Raw genomic sequence first — 17,248 nt, 5'->3', positions numbered from 1 at the left:
GCGCGGCAGACACCTGTGTCCCGCGCGCCCCATGCATCACTGCCCCGTTGCTTTGTTACTCAGCACGGGGCATTTTTTTAAACGTAACCTGAGCGCGGCCCGGATTATCCTCAGCTAATCCCGATTGGTCGCCGTCTGTTCCGGAGAAACCCGATGCCTGCTGCCAGACCTGCCCGTTTGCCCGCCCGCGCTACCGTCCGGCTGGATGCCCGCGCCGACCGCCTCGATATCCGCGACCGCTGGTTCACGCCGGCGGTGTTGCATCTGCCGCCGCAGTGTCCGGACGATGCCTGGTTTGCCGAACGGCTTCCCGTTTATGTTAAGGCCGGTATGGTGCTGGATCAGGGCAGCGATGGCGCCTGCACCGGCTTTGGACTTGCGGCGGTCATCAATTATCTGTACTGGCAGCGCGATGCGGAGCACCGCCAGGTCAGTCCGCGCATGATTTACCACCTGGCGCAGTTTTACGATGAATGGCCGGGCGAAGATTACAGCGGCTCAAGCTGCCGCGGCGCGCTCAAAGGCTGGCACAAACATGGCGTCTGCCGCCGCAGTTTATGGCCTTACACGGTCAGGAAAGACGGCAGCGTGCCCGCCTTTGAAGCGCCGCATGCGGGCTGGGCGGAAGACGCCTTGCAACACACGCTGGGCGTGTATTACCGGATTGAAAAAAGTGACATCACGGCGATGCAGGCGGCGATTGCCCAGACCGGCGCGATTTATGTGTCGGCCACCATCCATGCGGGCTGGAACCAGGTACGCAACCTGAAACAGCCATTTACAACACTGTCGCAGCTGCCGCGAATTCCCGCGCACAGCCTGCATACCGGCGGTCATGCGTTTGCGCTGACCGGCTATACAGAGGACGGTTTTGTGGTGCAAAATTCCTGGGGCATTAACTGGGGACAGCAGGGTTTTGCGGTTCTGGGCTACGACGACTGGCTGAGCCATGGCAGCGATGTCTGGACGGTTGCCATGGGCGTCCCGGCACAGGCCAGCGTATCGCTGGCAGTCAGCAGCAAGCAACCGGCGGCTGCGCGCAGCGCCATCCCCATCGACGCCGGACTGCCGGCATTACCCGCCTACCGCTACACGCCGGCTGCCCGCACCATGCAGCGCGGCCAGCATGCGCTGAGCCCGCTGACCACTGATCAGGCTTATAACCTGAGCGTGATCATGGACAGCGGCACCCGCGGCATCCAGCGACTGGTGGCGTTCGCCAGCGCTGCCGACAGCATTACTCATGTGGTACAGGCGGCACAGGACTGGCATCGCACGCAAGGATTGCGCTCACGTCTGCAACTGGCAATCTACGCCATGAGCGGTCTGGCCGGCGAAGAGCAGCAGGCACAGCAGATCGCAGCGCTCGCACCGTGGTTTCTGGCCAATCAGATCTACCCGATTTTCCTGAACTGGAGTAATGGCATGGAGACGCTGCCGGAACGCCTGCAGCAAATGTCCGGCGACAGTATCCCGGCGCATTTGTCAGCGCAGGAACAGGCCGCGCTGGACCGCCGTACAGAAGCCGGAGCCGATGCCGCCGGCCTCCGGGCCAGCTGGACCCAGTGCCGGCATCAGGCGCAGCAGGCGACGGCAGCGGACGATCCGCCGCGCGCATTGCATGTGCTGATCCGCGCACTGCAAACGCTGTCGCGTAGCGCATCGCCGGCCAGCCGGCCGCAGCTGCATCTGATCGGCCACTCGGCAGGCGCCCTGCTGTGCGGTCAGCTGCTGGAAGGCCTGCGCGATATGCCGGTGGTCAGTTGTTCCCTGATTGCACCGGCATGCAATACGGAGGATGCCGGCCGGTATTTTGGCGAAGCGATGCGGCGCGGCCAGCTACGCCCTGCGCAACTACATATCGATGTGCTGGATGCACAGCGCGAACAGCAGGATGCGTTTTCCGGGACTTACCGCCACTCACTGCTGACGCTGATTTCAAATGCGCTGGAAGACCGTTGCCAGACGCCGCTGATCGGTCTGGCGGACAGTTTTTTCGCGGCGGATCAGGAACACAGGGACCATTCCCGCAACCGCTGGAATCCGGCCTGCCTGCCCGCGCTGAAGCAGTGGCAGCAACAGTTCTGGGGCAAGAATATTCCGATCGCTGCCGCCGCCGGAAGCCGCGCCAATACCGGACTGACAGCGGCGCAGCAACAGCGCCTGCATCTGATCAGCCGCCGCACGCTGCGCACGGTGTCTGGCGAACAGCCGGTCAGCCACGCAGCACTGGCGCTCGATCTGGATCTGCTCGGCGCCCTGCTACAGCGCCTGCGCGGCAGAAAAGCCTTGCTGGCGCGGCCATAAGACTGACCGACAGAACGTTCTTATTGCACAAACACCCGGTATTCCCACGGTTTGAGGGTCATCTGCTCCGTTGCTTTCAGACTGATGTTGCCCTGGCTGAATGGCGAATGATACTGACCGGCCGGTAGGTTGCCGGCAAAACTGACCTGCTGCGGCTGCCCGCTCAGATTGAAAATCGCCACTACCCGGTCCTTGCCCTGCTCACGCCGGAAGGCATACACAGCCTTGTCCACCGAACTGGGAATCCGCACCAGCGCACCGCCTGCCGTGCCGTTCCACAGCGCGTGATTCTGCTGTTTCAGATGGAATAGGCGGGTATATAAATCGCGGAAAGGATGTGGCTTCCAGACAATCGGATCGCGCTCAAAAAATTCCAGCCGTTTATGGTTGCCTGCTTCCTGACCGGAATACAGCAAAGGCATGCCCGGCAGCAGCGTCGACAAGACCAGAAAACTCTCTGCCGCATCGCCCAGCCGCTCGTATTCCGTGCCTTCCCAGGAGTTCAGGTCATGGTTGGAGGTCTGCACCATGCGGTAGGAATTCGGGTGAAAGCGCTGTTCCGGTCCGACGTAATACGCGGCCAGATCATTCGCATTTTTTTTGCCCTGCGCGATGTCGCCGAACACATCCTTGAGCTGCCACGCATACGTCATGTCAAACGCTTTTTCCTGCAGGTCGGGCGCTTCACCTTCGGCCAGCATGAACACCGGGCGGATCTGCTCAAGCGCCGCCCGCGCCTCATTCCAGAAATCGGTCGGCACCATTTCGGCGACGTCACAACGGAAACCATCGATATCAAAATCCGTGACCCAGAAACGCATGGCGTCAATCATGTCATGCCGCAAGCCGGGCTGGCGGTAATCCAGCTTGATGACATCATGCCAGTCTGCCACCGGCGGTACAAAATTCCCTTTGTCGTCTTTCAGATAATACTCAGGATGCGTCCTGACCCAGTCATGGTCCCAGGCAGTATGGTTGGCAACCCAGTCGATAATAACTTTCATGCCGAGCGCATGCGCCGCCTGCACCAGATGACGAAAATCTTCAGCACTGCCGAACTCGGGATTCACCGCTTTGTAGTCGCGCACCGCGTAGTAGCTGCCCAGCGGGCCTTTGCGATTTTTTTCACCGATAGGATTAATCGGCATCACCCAGATAATACCGATGCCCATTTTTTTCAGCTCAGGCAGGTATTTCTCAAATTCACGGAAGCTGCCCTGCGGCGAATGCTGGCGGATATTGGCCTCATAAATGCTGGCGTTACCGGCCCAGTCGGGATGGTGCACGGTTGAAACAGTTTGCGCCTGCGCAGGCAAACACAGGGCGCTCAGTAAAGCCAGGATCAGACGGGTGTTCATACTTGTCTCCGCGGGTCAGAGGGTGATACCGGCGACTGTGAATCAGCCGGCAACAGAAATTATATTTTGTAGTAAAGGTACATTAACATAATCGCGAAGACAAGAAAAACCAGAAAATAATTGATTAAAAGTGGAAAATTTCTTCCTTTTTTCAAAACTAACGAATAAATAATTTACGTAGTTTGATTACATTTTATCGGTGAATCGATATAAAAAAACCAGCAGGACAGGAGAAATTCCCCTGTCCTGCCGGCTTGATGGTGCCGTGCCAGACTGCGCTGCCGGCTTATTTTTTCGGTGGACGTTTCGCTTTGGCGGCAGGCTTGCCCTGCTGTTTTTCCATCACGCGGCGATCACCCCCGGCCACCCGCGGCTTGACGGGGAAATCGGGCTTTTCATGCCCGCCGGCACCTGCCGGACTGATGCGTATCTGCTTGCCTGCAACCCAGACGCCCTTCAGATAATTCAGTAAATCCTTTGGCATGCCATCCGGCAGATCGATCATGCTGTGATGATCGGCAATCTCGATGCGGCCGATGTAACGGGCTTCCAGTCCGGCTTCATTCGCAATCGCGCCGACGATATTGGAAGGTGTCGCGCCATCGGCGCTGCCGACTTCGATGCGGTAAGTCTGCATCGGGAAATCCGCTTTCGGCGTTTTTTCCTTACGGGGCTTGGCGGCGCGCTCTGCTTCCGGGGCTGCCGGAACATGACGGGCAGCGCGTTCCACTACCTGGTTCAGGCGGCTTTCCACGGCCGGACTTCTGACTGCTACCGGTGCTGACGGGCTGCGGGTCGGTGCTGGCGCGGCAGCTTTTCCGTCCTGCCCGCCGACCGGTTGAATCCGCAATGACTGGCCCGCCACGCGCACCGATTTCAGATGGTCGAGCATGTCGGCAGGCAGATCGTCCGGCAGGTCGAGTACGGTGTAATCGTCGTAGATATCGATACGGCCGATGTATTTCGATTCAATATTGGCTTCATTCGCAATCGCGCCGACGATATTGCCCGGCTTGACGCCATGCTCATGGCCGACCGCGATCCGGTAAGTCTGCATACCGGGTTCGGCTACGCGCGGACTATGTTCGCGGCGCGGCGCGCGTTCGCCACGTTCGCCGTGCTCAAAGCGGTCGCCACGGTTGCGTACAGGGCGCTCGCCGCGGGCCGGACGTTCATCGCGCCAGCTGTCGTCGGCCTTCGGTTCGCGGCGGTTTTTATCGAGCAGCAGCGGTTCATCGCCACGCGCCATTTTTGCCAGCGCGGCGGCGATTTCCAGCGCCGGAATATTATGCTCCTGCTCGTAGCTTTCGATCACTGCGGCAAATTCTTCCAGTCCGCCCTGCGCCAGCGTGGTGGTGATCTGTTCCTTGAAACGGGCGATCCGCACGTTGTTGACGGTCTGGATGGTCGGTAGCTCGAGCGGCGCCACCGGCTGACGGGTGGCGCGCTCAATGGCTTTCAGGAGGTTTTTTTCACGCGGGGCGATGAACAGGATCGCCTCGCCGCTACGTCCGGCGCGGCCAGTGCGGCCAATACGGTGGGTATAGCTTTCGGGATCATACGGCACGTCATAGTTGATGACATGGCTGATGCGCTCCACATCCAGGCCACGGGCGGCGACATCGGTTGCTACCAGGATGTCGATCTTGCCGTCCTTCAGTTGCTGAATAGTGCGTTCGCGCTGCTGCTGGTTGATGTCACCGTTGATCGCAGCGGCAGAAAACCCGCGCGCATCCAGCTTTTCTGCCAGCTCCTCGGTACCTTGTTTAGTGCGGGTGAAGATAATCATGCCATCAAAGGTTTCAGCTTCCAGGATGCGGGTCAGGGCATCAAGCTTGTGCATGCCGGAGACCAGCCAGTAACGCTGACGGATATTGTCGGCCGTACCGGTTTTGGCGGCGATCGTGACTTCCGCCGGCTGGTTCAGATAGGTCTGGGCAATGCGCTTGATGGCCGATGGCATGGTGGCGGAGAACAAGGCAGTCTGCCGGGTGTCCGGTGTTTCCTGCAAAATGCGTTCGACATCGTCAATGAAACCCATGCGCAGCATTTCATCGGCTTCGTCCAGCACCAGGGTTTTCAGTGAGGACAGATCGAGTGAGCCTTTATCGAGATGATCAATGACCCGGCCCGGTGTGCCGACCACGACATGCACACCGCGCCGCAGTGCCGATAATTGCGGTCCGTAGCTCTGGCCGCCGTAAATCGGCAGTACATGGAAGCCGGGAATATAGCGGGCATACGTCTGGAATGCTTCGGCGACCTGGATTGCCAGTTCGCGGGTCGGCGCCAGCACCAGCGCCTGCGGCGCAGTCTGACGGGTGTCGATGCGCGACAGTACCGGCAAGGCAAAGGACGCCGTTTTACCGGTACCGGTCTGCGCCTGACCGAGTACGTCGCGGTTATCCAGCAGATAAGGGATGGTGGCCGCCTGGATTGGCGACGGGGTTTCGTAACCGACATCCTGCAAGGCGCGCAAAATCGCGTCACTCAGTTGCAGATCGGAAAAAGAGAGGGGGGAAGTGGATTCAGACATGGCGATACTCGCAAGTTCGCTCGAATCGCGGGATGCGACAAGAATGCGACAGACAAACCCGCAGTTTACTCCCTTGTCATGCAATCAGGGCGAAAACAGCGGCAATCTGCTGCGGAAATGCGCTGAAAACCGGTTTAAATGTCAGGAACACACGGGATATTGCCCCCGCTTCGCTGTTGGCTGACGGCTGCCACGATTTAATGAGTTCAGAGAACGGCAAAGAGGAGCAGTCAATGGCGGTAAAGCTGCCTTGTACAGGCGGCTCACAGATGACCGTCACCACAAACGCAGCACGACCTGCATGTTATTGGTGCTGATTTTATGTTGCCCAACCGCGCAAACCCTGCAAGCCGCCGGTATGCACCGCCAGCAACCGGCTACCTGCCGGAAGCACGTTTTCCAGCGCCAGCTGATGTAAGGCATAGAACATTTTTCCGGTATATACCGGTTCCGGCAGAATGCCGGTTTCTTCGGCAAAACGCTGACAAAATACGCTCAGGGCAGGACTGATTTTAGCGTAGCCGCCGTGGTGAAACTGCGTCAGCAATTGATAATTCCGCTGTACCGGGTAACCGGCCTCGCGCTGCAGCCTGGCAATATCCTGATGCAGATACTCTGCCTGGCGCAGGACAGCAACACCCAGCACCTGGCTGCGCCCCGCCAGCCCTGCCAGCACGCCGGCCAGCGTCGCGCCGGTGCCGCAGGCAAGCGCCACCTGCTCAGGCACGAACCCCAACTGCGTGATGACCTCGTCCGCCAGCTCCGCCACGCCATGCAATGCCGCCGCCACGCTGCCGCCCTCCGGCAGCCAGACATGCTGCGGACCGGGCTGTGCCACATGACGCCGCCATGCGTCGGGTTCCTCGCGCAAGCGACGGTAATCGTCGCGGCTTACATACTGCAGCTGCATGCCCAGCGCCCTGCAATCCTGCAGCATGGCGCTGTCCATGCCCGGCGCCGCCCTGACCAGCAGGGTTGCGCTGTGGCCGTGCAACACGGCAGCGTGCGCCAACGCATGCAGATGATTCGACCAGATGCCGCCCATGCTGACCAGATGCGCACGGCGTCCATTCAGCGCCAGCAAGGGATATTTGAGCTTGCGGAATTTATTGCCGGACACCTGCGGATGCAACAGGTCATCGCGTTTGACCCATACCTGCAATCCGGGAAACAGGCTGCTGTCGATACGCTGGCAGGGTGAAGCGGTGGCTGAAAACACGGTGCGAAAGGAAGTCACTCAATGGTAAAGTGGCATTGTACGCTGACATTGCACGTCCTCTGCCGGCAATCCATTCCGGTACTGGCAGGCAATGCGCGCTGCGGGAACGCACTGCCGCGGGCATTCACCTGAATGCCCGCAAAGCCGGATTTTTCCTGGAGAGGATATGCCTGCCGATTTGAATCAGCCCCTGACGAAAGCCAGACAACAATTATCGCAACTGATACAGCAGATTAAAGAAACCGGCCAGCAGGATAATCTGCTGCCGACGCTGGAAACCGTGCTGACCCAGCTCGACAGCCTGACCCAGCACGACCATCTGACCGGCGCACTGAACCGGCGCGCGCTGCTGGCAGCACTGGAAGCCGAACTGGCTCGCTCTTACCGCACCGGCCACACCTTCACGCTGGCCGTCATCAGCATCGACGGGCTGGAGCAGATTCTGGAACAGCACGGACAAGCCATCGCCAAAAAAGTCCTGCAACTGATGGCGCAGGATGCGCTGGATATCCTGCGCACGCTCGATTCGTTTGGTCGGGTCGCCGCCAATGAATTTGCGATCGTGATGCCGACCACCTGGCTCGATCAGAGCCTGAAGGCGCTTGCCCGCGTCCGCAAGCGGCTGACAGAACGCGACTGGCACACGCTGGCAGTCGGGTTGCAGGTCAGTTTTTCGGCCGGCGTGACCACCAACGCCATCAAAGACAGCGCCGACAGCATGCTGCAGCGTGCCACCAAAGCGCTGATGCAAGCCAAAGCAAAAGGCCCGGACAGTCTGGCGGAGGCCGAGCTGCCCTTGCCGGATTTCGATCCGGATGCGCATGACTGAACACTGTGACGGGCCTCAGACACGCCGCCATGCCGGCGCAAAACCGGTACCCTGCTGGCAGCGGAACTTATCGCGCCGGTGCTTGCCCAAGCCAGCTGTATCAGTCCATGTCGCCGGATGACAGCAGCGCAACCGCCGCAGCCGGCCCGGTACGCACAACATCCATCACAATACGGGGAATACCATGATCAGACCAAGTATGCTGGCGTTGCTGCTGGCAACGCTGTTCGCCACCGGCCTCACCGCACAAGCCGGTGCAGCAAACGCTACTACCGCCACTGCAGCCAGCATTGCCGTGCAAGGCCAGGGAAACAGCAGCGACGATCTGACCAGTGCGCTCAAACAGCGAGCCGAATTCATCCGCGAGCATTACAGCAAATTTGAATACCGCATTCCGGTGCGGGACGGCAAAACCCTGTTTACTGCGGTATACATGCCGCTGGATGCCAGCGCCAGAAAAACCTATCCGATGCTGCTGGTGCGTACCCCGTATTCGGTCGCACCATATGGCGCCGACAATTACAAAACCCAGCTCGGCCCGACAGCCGAATATGAAAAAGAAGGCTATATCTTCGTGTTTCAGGATGTGCGCGGCACCAATATGTCGGAAGGCGAATTTGTGAACATGCGACCCCATATCGACGTCAAGAAATCCAGTGCCGATATTGATGAAAGCTCGGATACTTACGACAGCATCGACTGGCTGGTCAAACATATTCCGCACAACAACGGCAAGGTCGGGCAATGGGGCATTTCCTATCCCGGTTTTTACACGTCTGCCGGCGCGATTGATTCGCATCCGGCACTGAAAGCGGTATCGCCGCAGGCGCCGATTGCCGACTGGTTTCGCGGCGATGACATGCATCGCAACGGCGCGTTCAACCTGCAGATGGGCTTCGGATTTTTCTACAATTTCGGCCAGCCGCGACCGCAACCGACCGATCAGCGCGGCTGGAAAGATTTTCCTTTCGGCACGCCGGATAGTTATCAGTTTTTCCTCGATCTGGGGCCACTGTCGAACGTGAACCGGCTGCATTTTAAAAACGGCATTCCGTTCTGGAACGATATCATCGCGCATCCGGATTACGACCAGTTCTGGCAAAGCCGCAACCTGTTGCCGCATCTGAAAAACATCAAGGCCGCCGTGCTGACCGTGGGCGGCTGGTATGACACCGAAGACCTGTACGGTCCGCTGCAAACCTACCGCGCTATTGAAAAGCAAAACCCCGGCATCCGTAACACGCTGGTGGTCGGCCCGTGGACGCACGGCGGCTGGACCCGTACCGATGGCGACCGGGTGGGCGATGCCGGTTTCGGCTATAAGACGGTGAAAAATTACCAGCCGGTCGAGCTGGCTTTTTTCCGGCATTACCTGAAAGACGGCGAGCAACCCGTGCTGCCGGAAGCGTGGATGTTTGAAACCGGCGCCAACCGCTGGCGCAGCTTTGACAGCTGGCCGCCGAAAGACAGCCGCGAGCAGACACTGTATTTTCATGCCAACGGCCGCCTGAACTTCACGCCGCCGGCTGCCGGTGAAGACGGCGGATTTGATGAATACATCAGCGATCCGCAAAAACCGGTGCCGTACACCACCGAGATCATGACGCGCTGGAGCAAGGAATACATCGCCGCCGACCAGCGCTTTGCCAGCCGCCGGCCCGATGTGCTGAGCTGGCAGAGCGAGGTGCTGGACAAGGATGTGACGCTGGCAGGGCCGCTGCAAGCCAGCCTGTTCGTCAGCACCAGCGGCACCGATGCCGACTTCGTAGTGAAGCTGATTGACCTCAATCCGCCGGATCTGAAAGACGGCAGCGTGAATCGCGGCAATCAGCAGACGCTGGTGCGCGGCGAACCGTTCCGTGCGCGCTACCGCGAAGGTTTTGACAAGCCCACAGCCTTCGTGCCAGGTGCGGTGACGCCGGTACAGTTTGCCATCAACGATGTATTCCACACCTTCCAGCGCGGTCACCGCATCATGGTGCAGGTGCAGTCGAGCTGGTTCCCGTTCATCGACCGGAATCCGCAGACGTTTGTGCCGAATATTTTTGAGGCCAAAGACAGCGACTTCGTGAAAGCGACGCAACGTGTGTATCACAGCAGCGGCCAGGCCAGCGCCCTGAAGGTGCGGGTGCTGCCGTCACCGGATGCCGCTGCGGCACCGTAATCACCACCCGGCAATCCGGGGGGAGCGGCTGATGCGGTGGGTGTGCCTTACGCGCCCCGCCGCACTATGCTGTTCTGCTCCACCCTGCCCGGCCAGTCCGGGCATTTTTTATCTGATGAGGGAGTATCTGCCAAAAACAGGCTGACGCCTTCATAAAACAAGGGGGTGATTATACATACTCCCCCTGAGTATATTCACCATTAAAAGCGATTCAGATGATACTCAGGCCGCGCTTTTCGGCGCATACACCACCAGCCATGTCGCCAGCACCACGCCTGCGCAGCCGGCCAGCGTGCTGAGAGTGATGGCTTCGCCCAGAAACAGATAGCCCCACAACAGCGCAAACAGCGGGATCAGGAAAGTCACGGTCAGCGCCTTGGTCGGCCCGACATCGCTCATCAGCCGGAAATAAATCAGATATGCCACTGCGCTGCACAACAGTGCCAGCGCTGCTGCCGCCAGCACGACCGGCATGGGCGGCACCGCCTGCAGCGGTGTCAGCGCCATGAAAGGCATTAATACCGCTGCCGCCCCGAGCTGCGAGCCGGTTGCCATCTGCATGGCACTGATCTGGCCCGACACTTTTTTGGAGTAAATCCCGGCCAAGGCGTAGCAGACCGTGGCGCCGACGCAGGCCAGCACCGCCAGCAGCAGCGTGCCGCTGAATTCCACCGGTCCCAGCCGCACCAGCAGGGCAACGCCCGTCACACCAGCTGCCATGCCCAGCACCTTACGCGGGGTGAAGCGCTCGTCGAGGAACAGCGCCCCCATCACTGCTCCCCACAAGGGACTGGTCGCATTCACAATCGCGGAATAGCCGGCGGGCATATGAATCGCGGCAAAGGAATACATCACAAACGGCAACGCCGAATTGACCGTACCCAGCACCAGATAAGCGCGCCAGTTCTGTCCGGGCTGCAAGGGTTTGCGGCTGGCCAGCATATACAGCATCAGCGCCAGGGTTGCCAGCGTGACGCGGATTTCTGCCGTCCACAACGCGCCCAATACCGGCGCTACCACCCGCATGAATAAAAATGATGCTCCCCAGATTGCCGCCAGCGCCAACAGGCGCATCAGATCGCTACCGCGCATACCATCCCCTGAAAATGAAAACCGGGCATCAGCTTAACAAAGAAGCCGAATCACCGCTGGCCGCTTCCGGACAGGTGATGCCGCAATCCGGTTATCCGGCGGCGGGGTTTTACATCGGTTTGAAACGCCAGACGTATGCCTGACTGACGCGCAGTTTTTCAGGACTGCCATGCAGCTCTACGATATAGCGCCCCATGTCGTCGCGCTGGGCGCGTGCAATCGCGTCGGCGCGCACCACGGTGCCGCGATGGATCTGCCAGAACTGATCGTGATCGAGGCCGTCCAGCAACTCCTTCAGCGGCTTGCGGACATGCGCTTCGTCCTGCGCACTGACGACGCGGGTGTATTTTTCATCCGAACTGAAAAACAGGATTTTCTCCACCGGGAACATCTTGATGGTGTCGCCGACGCTCGCGCTGATCCAGCGGATGCGCTCTGCCGCCTGCCCGCGGATACGCTTGTCAAGCTCAGCCATCAACTGACTGATATCCGGCGCTGCCTGTTTGCTGGCGAGCCGCGCCTTGAGCCGTTCAATCGCTTCCGCCAGCCGCGGCTGGGCAACCGGCTTCAGCAGATAATCAATCGCTCCGGCGGCAAAGGCATCCATCGCATAGCTGTCGTAGGCAGTGGTGAACACCGCATGACAACGGCCTTTGACCGCATGTGCCACGTCCAGTCCCGACATGCCCGGCATGCGGATATCGAGAAACGCCACATCGGGCTGATGCCGGTGAATCGCCTCCAGCGCATCGGCGCCGTGTTCGCATTCCGCCACAATTTGCAGCTCCGGCCACAACGCGTCCAGCATGCGGCACAGTTCCTTGCGCGGTAAATCTTCGTCTTCTGCAATCACGGCAGTGATCATGCTTTGTTCTCCTTATTTTCTTCGTATCAGAACTCATGCTTCCAGCGGCAGTGTGATGATCGCTGCGACACCGCCTGCCGGACGCGCCTTTAACACCAGCGCAGCCCGGTTACCGTACATCGAAGCCAGTCGTTCGTGGATATTTGCCAGCCCGATTCCGCTGCCGCTGCTGCTGCCGCCGAAACCGACGCCGTCGTCTTCGACCCGCAGCTCCAGCACCGGCGCGCCCTGCTCCACGCTGCGGCGCGCCGTGATGCGGATATGCGCCGCGCCGACCTTGGGTTCCACACCATGCTTGACGGCGTTTTCCACCAGCGAGATCAGCATCAGCGGCGGCACCGCAGCATCATCCAGATCGCTCTCGACACTGAAGCTCAGACGCGGAATGCGGGCCTGCATCAGGCTCAGATAAGACCTGGCCGCATCCAGCTGTTTTTTCAGGCGTGCCTGCACCGAGCTGCCGTCATCGCGTAACTGTGGAATGGTAGCGCGCAGATAATCCACCAGATGATCGACAATGCTGACCGCCCGTTCCGGTTCGGTCGCAATCGCGGAACGCACGCCAGCCAGCGTATTGAACAGAAAATGCGGCTCCACCTGCGCCACCAGCACCGACAGCCGCAGCTCGGCTTCGCGCTGGATCGCCTTCGCCCGTTCGGCTTCACGCTGACTGTTCGCTGCCTTGAGCATGTTTCTCTGTCTGGAGAACAGCCATAAGTCATAGCCGCCGCCAATAAAAATACTGAGCCCTGAAATCAGTAATCCAATATAGAATCCCTGCCAGAAATCATCCGGTAGCGCCGTTTCCGGCACATTGGACGCATGACCGTGATAGCCATCCTGAAATCCTTTCCAGAAATCGCGGAAGGCATCGCTGATCACATGCGTTTGTGTTTCCTCAGCAAAAATATCCCCCTGCTTTTCAATGGAAATACCTCTGCTATTCATTTTCAAGGCAGTCAATACCGGGACATGCTGATGCAGCATATTCTGGGTCAGCTCGCGGGACAGGCTAAATATGCCCAGGCTGAATATCATGCCCATCACGATTGCCAACACCAGACCGTGCCATTCCTTCTTCTCAGGATAGGCGCGCTGTCTGACCCAGACTGCCAATGCCGGCCCGACCAGATGAAAACTGGTGCCAGCAATTGCCAGCGGCACCCATGAAATAAACATCGGTCGCCAGTCGCTGCCGCGCACCAGAGGCACCGAGAGCAAATAAAGCATCACCGGAACCAGGGTGCCGAGCCAGGCAATCGCACGGTAGCGATACCAGGTTCGCGAAAATACGGGATAGTTGCGGGCGCGGGTCAGCCAGAATTCGCTCTTTGCCGCCACTTCCGTCGGTAAAGGCTGATCGTGCTCCGATGTGTGTGACGCTGAAATAGTGCTGTCAGTCATGATGATTTCCCTCAGAAGCGCTCAGTCTACGCAACGATCAGCGGCAACGGGTGGGCGACGCGACGAAACAGCGCTTCAGGGGATAAACGCTTGTTTTCACCGGATCAGTCAGGAATGGGACTGACGCCCGGCTGGCGGTAAAGACGCTTCTGATTCCGGTACGGCAAGCTGCGTGGCCGCCTTTTGCTGGCGGGCGATGCGCAGGATGGTGTTGCGAATAGACGCCAGCACGGCAACGGAATTGAACGGTTTGACGATGAACCCATGCACACCGCGCCGGTGCGCTGCCTGCAACGTCGCCGCGTCAATGGTTGCCGAGACCATGAACACCAGAGATTTCGGCAGGTCTGCACGCAGCTGGTCGATCAGCAGCATGCCTTCCTCATTCGCCTCGCCGATGTCAATGCAGATGATCTGCGGTTTGAGTTTGATCACCCGCGCCAGACTGGCGGGCGCCAGATTGGCGTCGCCTACCACTTCATGCCCGCCGTTGTTCAACACCGAGGTCAGCAGGTTACGGGCGACGGCATTGGCATCCAGAATGACCGCTTTGAGCATAAGAAACCTGTAGAAAGAAAAGCTTTTTGCATCTTAATGCAAATTTTCCGGAAAGGTGAAAAAAGACAAAGAAAGCAACATCCTGCCAGAATTTTCTTTGCCGGCAAAACTTCCTGATCTGCCGCATCCGGACCGCAGGCACGGTGCGCAGCCTCAGTTCCCCGCCTCACCTTTGGCGTTTTTCACATACAGATCCAGCCAGCGATCCTGCTCCCACAGCATGTGCAGGATCGACTCGCGGGCGCGGTAGCTGTGACTTTCGTTGGGCAGCATCACCAGCCGTGTGACGGCGCCCAGCCCCTGCAGTGCCTGATACATGCGTTCGCTCTGGATCGGAAACGTGCCGCTGTTGTTATCCTGTTCGCCATGAATCAACAGAAGCGGATCTTTAATCTGGTTGGCAAAATTAAATGGCGATATGTCCTGGTACGTCTTGCGCGCCTGCCAGAAATTCCGGTCTTCCGACTGAAAACCAAACGGCGTCAGGGTGCGGTTATACGCGCCGGAACGTGCAATACCGGCCCGGAACAGGCGGGTATGCGTCAGCAGGTTGGCGGTCATGAAAGCGCCGTAGCTGTGGCCGCCGATCGCAATCCGGTTGCGGTCGGCCACACCGAGCCGCACCACTTCTTCGATCGCTGCCTCGGCGCTCATTTTCAGCTGTTCCAGATACGTGTCATTCGGCTCTTTTTTGCCCTCGCCGATGATCGGCATCGTCGGGCCATCCAGCACCACATAGCCGCGCGCCAGCATCACCTGCGGCCCGTTGTAGGAAATCCGATTGAACCGGTACGGCGAGCCGGCTACCTGCCCGGCGGCTTCGGCGGTCTTGAATTCACGCGGATATGCCCACATCAGCACCGGACGCGGGCCGTCCCGTTTCGGATCATAGCCGGGCGGCAGATACAGGGTGGCGCTCAGATCCACTCCGTCTTCCCGCTCGTAGCGGATCTGCTGCTTTTTCACGCCGCGCAACTGCGGCAACGGATGCGCAAACTGGGTCAGCGCACGCGGCGCTTCGCCGCCAGCCAGATCGCGCACATAAAAATTCGGCCGCTCCTCATTCGATTCGCGGCTGGTGATCACGCTGCTACCCTTGTCGTTGAGTACGGCAATCACTTCTTCGTAATACGGCGCCTGGGAACGGAACAGCCGTATCGCCTGTTTCGTGCTCAGGTCATAACGGTCCAGAAACGGCCGGTCGCCTTCCGGACTGGCGCCGGCACCGGTCAGGAAAATCGCCCTCTCATCGGGACTGGTCCGCAACACGGAACGCCCGGCGGCATTGACCTGCATCACCGGATTGCCGGGATGCGCATACTGGTCTTCCGATTTGCGGCTGAACAGCAATTCCGGCTTGGCATCCGGCACACCGGGACGGATACGCCAGGTGCGGGTATCGCGCGACTTCCACCAGTTTTCCGTCACCAGCGCCAGCTGATCGCTGCCCCACTGGATGCTGCCAAAGCGCCAGGCCAGTTCCATGAGTTTTTGCGGTGGACTGTCGAACGGCGCGGCCTGCTGGAAAATCACGTCATGCACCCGAGCATGCACCTCCGGGTCGCCACCCGCCTGCGCTTCCAGCCAATAAAGCGTCGCCGGCTTGTCATGCCGCCAGCCAAAATCACGCGGTCCGGCCTGGACAGCATCATTCCCGGCCGGGAGACGCTCACGCATGGGTCGTTCTGCCACAGTTCTGATTTTTTTCCCGGTATCGCTCCACAGCTCGACCAGCTGACCAAACCGGTCGATCGGCAAGGTGGTGGAATACGGCCGGCGCAACCGGGTGGCTAGGATCAGCCTGCCATCGGGCGACACCTGCGCCTTGCTCAGCGTCATCACCGGACCGGTGCGGCGTACCTGTCCCTGCAGACTGACCAAAGCCAGCTGGGTCTGCAGTTGCCAGTCCAGCAGATCGGCATCCGCCGGCGTTTTCAGCATATCGGGATAAGTCCGGTTCTGCGTCAGCCGGCCGCCCTTACTTTCCAGCGCGTTCGGCCCTGCCGGAATCTGCGCTGCCGGCGGCAGCGGCTGCTGACGCGACGGCACCAGACGCACAAACAACTGTTCCGAACCGCTGCACCAGCTGAATCCGGCGCTGGTAACCGCATTCAGCCGCTCAGTGATGAGGCGGCGCGCGGCCGCCCTGCGCACATCCAACAGCCATAATTCGACGCCGTCGTCGGTCCAGCGGCTGAACGCGACCCAGCGTTCGTCCGGCGACCACAGCGTTTCGGCAATCCGCGCCCTGGCGGGCAGGCCGCTGACTTCGCGCATCTGGCCGGTCTGAATATCGAGCAGACTTAAACCGGTACCGAAATCAAACTGGCTGGCAGCGCGGGTACGTGGATTGATACGCAGGCCGGCCAGCCGCAGTTCGGGCTGCGCCACTTCGGCAATCCCGGGCAAACCTGGCAGACTGATCAGCAGGGCATTTTTTTTCTGTGGCCCCAGCTTGAATAGCGGTCCGCGCGGCGCATCCACAATCGCCTGCAATTCCGGTGGCGGCAACCGGTATCCACCGGGCTCCACCGTCTGTGCAGTGCCGGCGGCATTGGTCGCCAGGCTGGAGACTGGCGAAACGGCGAACAGTGCCAGCGCTGTCATCAGCAGCACAGGCGTTTTTCGGGTTAACAGCAAATGCATCTCCGGAAAATGAAAATGATGGAAATTTGAATCATATCGCGTGGCAGTCCCCTGCCGCTCAGAGCAAAGCATAGCACCGTACCTGGCTGCACCAAAATCTTTCAGTCAGACCGCATCGCTCAGGTAGCCGTCCGGTTTGCCGGTTTTTCCGGCTGACCGTGCACACCATACAACAGTCCGGTTGCAGGGCAAACTGGCTTCAAAGTCCTGATGACGCTTGATTCCAGCACTCCTGGCATACATTTTGCTGCGTCGCAGCATATGTCTTTC

The 17,248-nt window shown here is 59.5% G+C and carries 12 protein-coding genes; 3 read left to right on the top strand and 9 right to left on the bottom strand.

From position 1 onward, the window contains the following. Window positions 1-153: 153 nt before the first annotated feature. Window positions 154-2,307, top strand: a complete 2,154-nt coding sequence (locus HV832_RS08265) for a C1 family peptidase (protein WP_176803088.1) — start codon at window positions 154-156, stop codon at window positions 2,305-2,307. Between the two features lie 20 nt (window positions 2,308-2,327). Here the strand turns inward: HV832_RS08265 and HV832_RS08260 are convergent, their stop codons facing one another. The 3 genes from HV832_RS08260 to HV832_RS08250 all read right to left on the bottom strand — a co-directional run bounded on the left by HV832_RS08260 (window position 2,328) and on the right by HV832_RS08250 (window position 7,420). After that, window positions 2,328-3,665: an alpha-amylase family glycosyl hydrolase gene (locus HV832_RS08260; RefSeq protein ID WP_176803086.1), complete on the bottom strand. Its 1,338-nt coding sequence runs from the start codon at window positions 3,663-3,665 to the stop codon at window positions 2,328-2,330. Between the two features lie 286 nt (window positions 3,666-3,951). Further along, window positions 3,952-6,201, bottom strand: coding sequence for a DEAD/DEAH box helicase (locus HV832_RS08255; RefSeq protein ID WP_176803084.1), 2,250 nt, complete (start codon window positions 6,199-6,201; stop codon window positions 3,952-3,954). Between the two features lie 319 nt (window positions 6,202-6,520). After that, window positions 6,521-7,420 carry a 1-aminocyclopropane-1-carboxylate deaminase/D-cysteine desulfhydrase gene (locus tag HV832_RS08250; protein ID WP_176803082.1) on the bottom strand — a complete coding sequence of 300 codons (900 nt, stop codon included), beginning with the start codon at window positions 7,418-7,420 and terminating at the stop codon, window positions 6,521-6,523. A 166-nt stretch (window positions 7,421-7,586) separates the two neighbouring features. Here HV832_RS08250 and HV832_RS08245 point away from each other — a divergent pair, with 166 nt between their 5' ends. Both HV832_RS08245 and HV832_RS08240 read left to right on the top strand, forming a co-directional pair. Continuing rightward, window positions 7,587-8,249: a GGDEF domain-containing protein gene (locus tag HV832_RS08245; protein ID WP_176803080.1), complete on the top strand. Its 663-nt coding sequence runs from the start codon at window positions 7,587-7,589 to the stop codon at window positions 8,247-8,249. Between the two features lie 184 nt (window positions 8,250-8,433). Further along, window positions 8,434-10,413, top strand: coding sequence for a CocE/NonD family hydrolase (locus HV832_RS08240; protein WP_223827180.1), 1,980 nt, complete (start codon window positions 8,434-8,436; stop codon window positions 10,411-10,413). A gap of 222 nt (window positions 10,414-10,635) precedes the next feature. Here HV832_RS08240 and HV832_RS08235 read toward each other — a convergent pair whose 3' ends face one another. From HV832_RS08235 to HV832_RS08210, 6 genes are all read right to left on the bottom strand, one after another. Next, the gene (locus HV832_RS08235) at window positions 10,636-11,505 is read right to left on the bottom strand and encodes a DMT family transporter (protein ID WP_176803078.1); all 870 of its coding nucleotides are present in this window, start codon (window positions 11,503-11,505) and stop codon (window positions 10,636-10,638) included. A 109-nt stretch (window positions 11,506-11,614) separates the two neighbouring features. Further along, window positions 11,615-12,370, bottom strand: a complete 756-nt coding sequence (locus tag HV832_RS08230; protein WP_176803076.1) for a LytR/AlgR family response regulator transcription factor — start codon at window positions 12,368-12,370, stop codon at window positions 11,615-11,617. A 33-nt stretch (window positions 12,371-12,403) separates the two neighbouring features. After that, complete coding sequence (locus HV832_RS08225; protein WP_223827179.1) at window positions 12,404-13,774, bottom strand: sensor histidine kinase; 1,371 nt, start codon at window positions 13,772-13,774, stop codon at window positions 12,404-12,406. 108 nt (window positions 13,775-13,882) lie between these two features. After that, window positions 13,883-14,332, bottom strand: coding sequence for an ANTAR domain-containing response regulator (locus HV832_RS08220; RefSeq protein WP_176803074.1), 450 nt, complete (start codon window positions 14,330-14,332; stop codon window positions 13,883-13,885). A gap of 153 nt (window positions 14,333-14,485) precedes the next feature. After that, the gene (locus HV832_RS08215; protein WP_223827178.1) at window positions 14,486-16,972 is read right to left on the bottom strand and encodes a S9 family peptidase; all 2,487 of its coding nucleotides are present in this window, start codon (window positions 16,970-16,972) and stop codon (window positions 14,486-14,488) included. Window positions 16,973-17,083: 111 nt separating this feature from the next. Then, complete coding sequence (locus HV832_RS08210; RefSeq protein ID WP_176803072.1) at window positions 17,084-17,239, bottom strand: hypothetical protein; 156 nt, start codon at window positions 17,237-17,239, stop codon at window positions 17,084-17,086. Window positions 17,240-17,248: the final 9 nt, after the last annotated feature.

The organism is Cognatundibacterium oligocarboniphilum, from assembly GCF_013377855.1.
Taxonomy (GTDB): domain Bacteria; phylum Pseudomonadota; class Gammaproteobacteria; order Burkholderiales; family Burkholderiaceae_D; genus Undibacterium; species Undibacterium oligocarboniphilum.
This window is presented reverse-complemented; position numbering and strand designations above follow the sequence as displayed.

Coding starts and splice junctions, on each gene's coding strand:
- HV832_RS08265 (WP_176803088.1), top strand. CDS start 154: ATGCCTGCTGCCAGACCTGCCCGTTTGCCCGCCCGCGCTACCGTCCGG.
- HV832_RS08260 (WP_176803086.1), bottom strand. CDS start 3,665: ATGAACACCCGTCTGATCCTGGCTTTACTGAGCGCCCTGTGTTTGCCT.
- HV832_RS08255 (WP_176803084.1), bottom strand. CDS start 6,201: ATGTCTGAATCCACTTCCCCCCTCTCTTTTTCCGATCTGCAACTGAGT.
- HV832_RS08245 (WP_176803080.1), top strand. CDS start 7,587: ATGCCTGCCGATTTGAATCAGCCCCTGACGAAAGCCAGACAACAATTA.
- HV832_RS08240 (WP_223827180.1), top strand. CDS start 8,434: ATGATCAGACCAAGTATGCTGGCGTTGCTGCTGGCAACGCTGTTCGCC.
- HV832_RS08235 (WP_176803078.1), bottom strand. CDS start 11,505: ATGCGCGGTAGCGATCTGATGCGCCTGTTGGCGCTGGCGGCAATCTGG.
- HV832_RS08230 (WP_176803076.1), bottom strand. CDS start 12,370: ATGATCACTGCCGTGATTGCAGAAGACGAAGATTTACCGCGCAAGGAA.
- HV832_RS08225 (WP_223827179.1), bottom strand. CDS start 13,774: ATGACTGACAGCACTATTTCAGCGTCACACACATCGGAGCACGATCAG.
- HV832_RS08220 (WP_176803074.1), bottom strand. CDS start 14,332: ATGCTCAAAGCGGTCATTCTGGATGCCAATGCCGTCGCCCGTAACCTG.
- HV832_RS08210 (WP_176803072.1), bottom strand. CDS start 17,239: ATGCTGCGACGCAGCAAAATGTATGCCAGGAGTGCTGGAATCAAGCGT.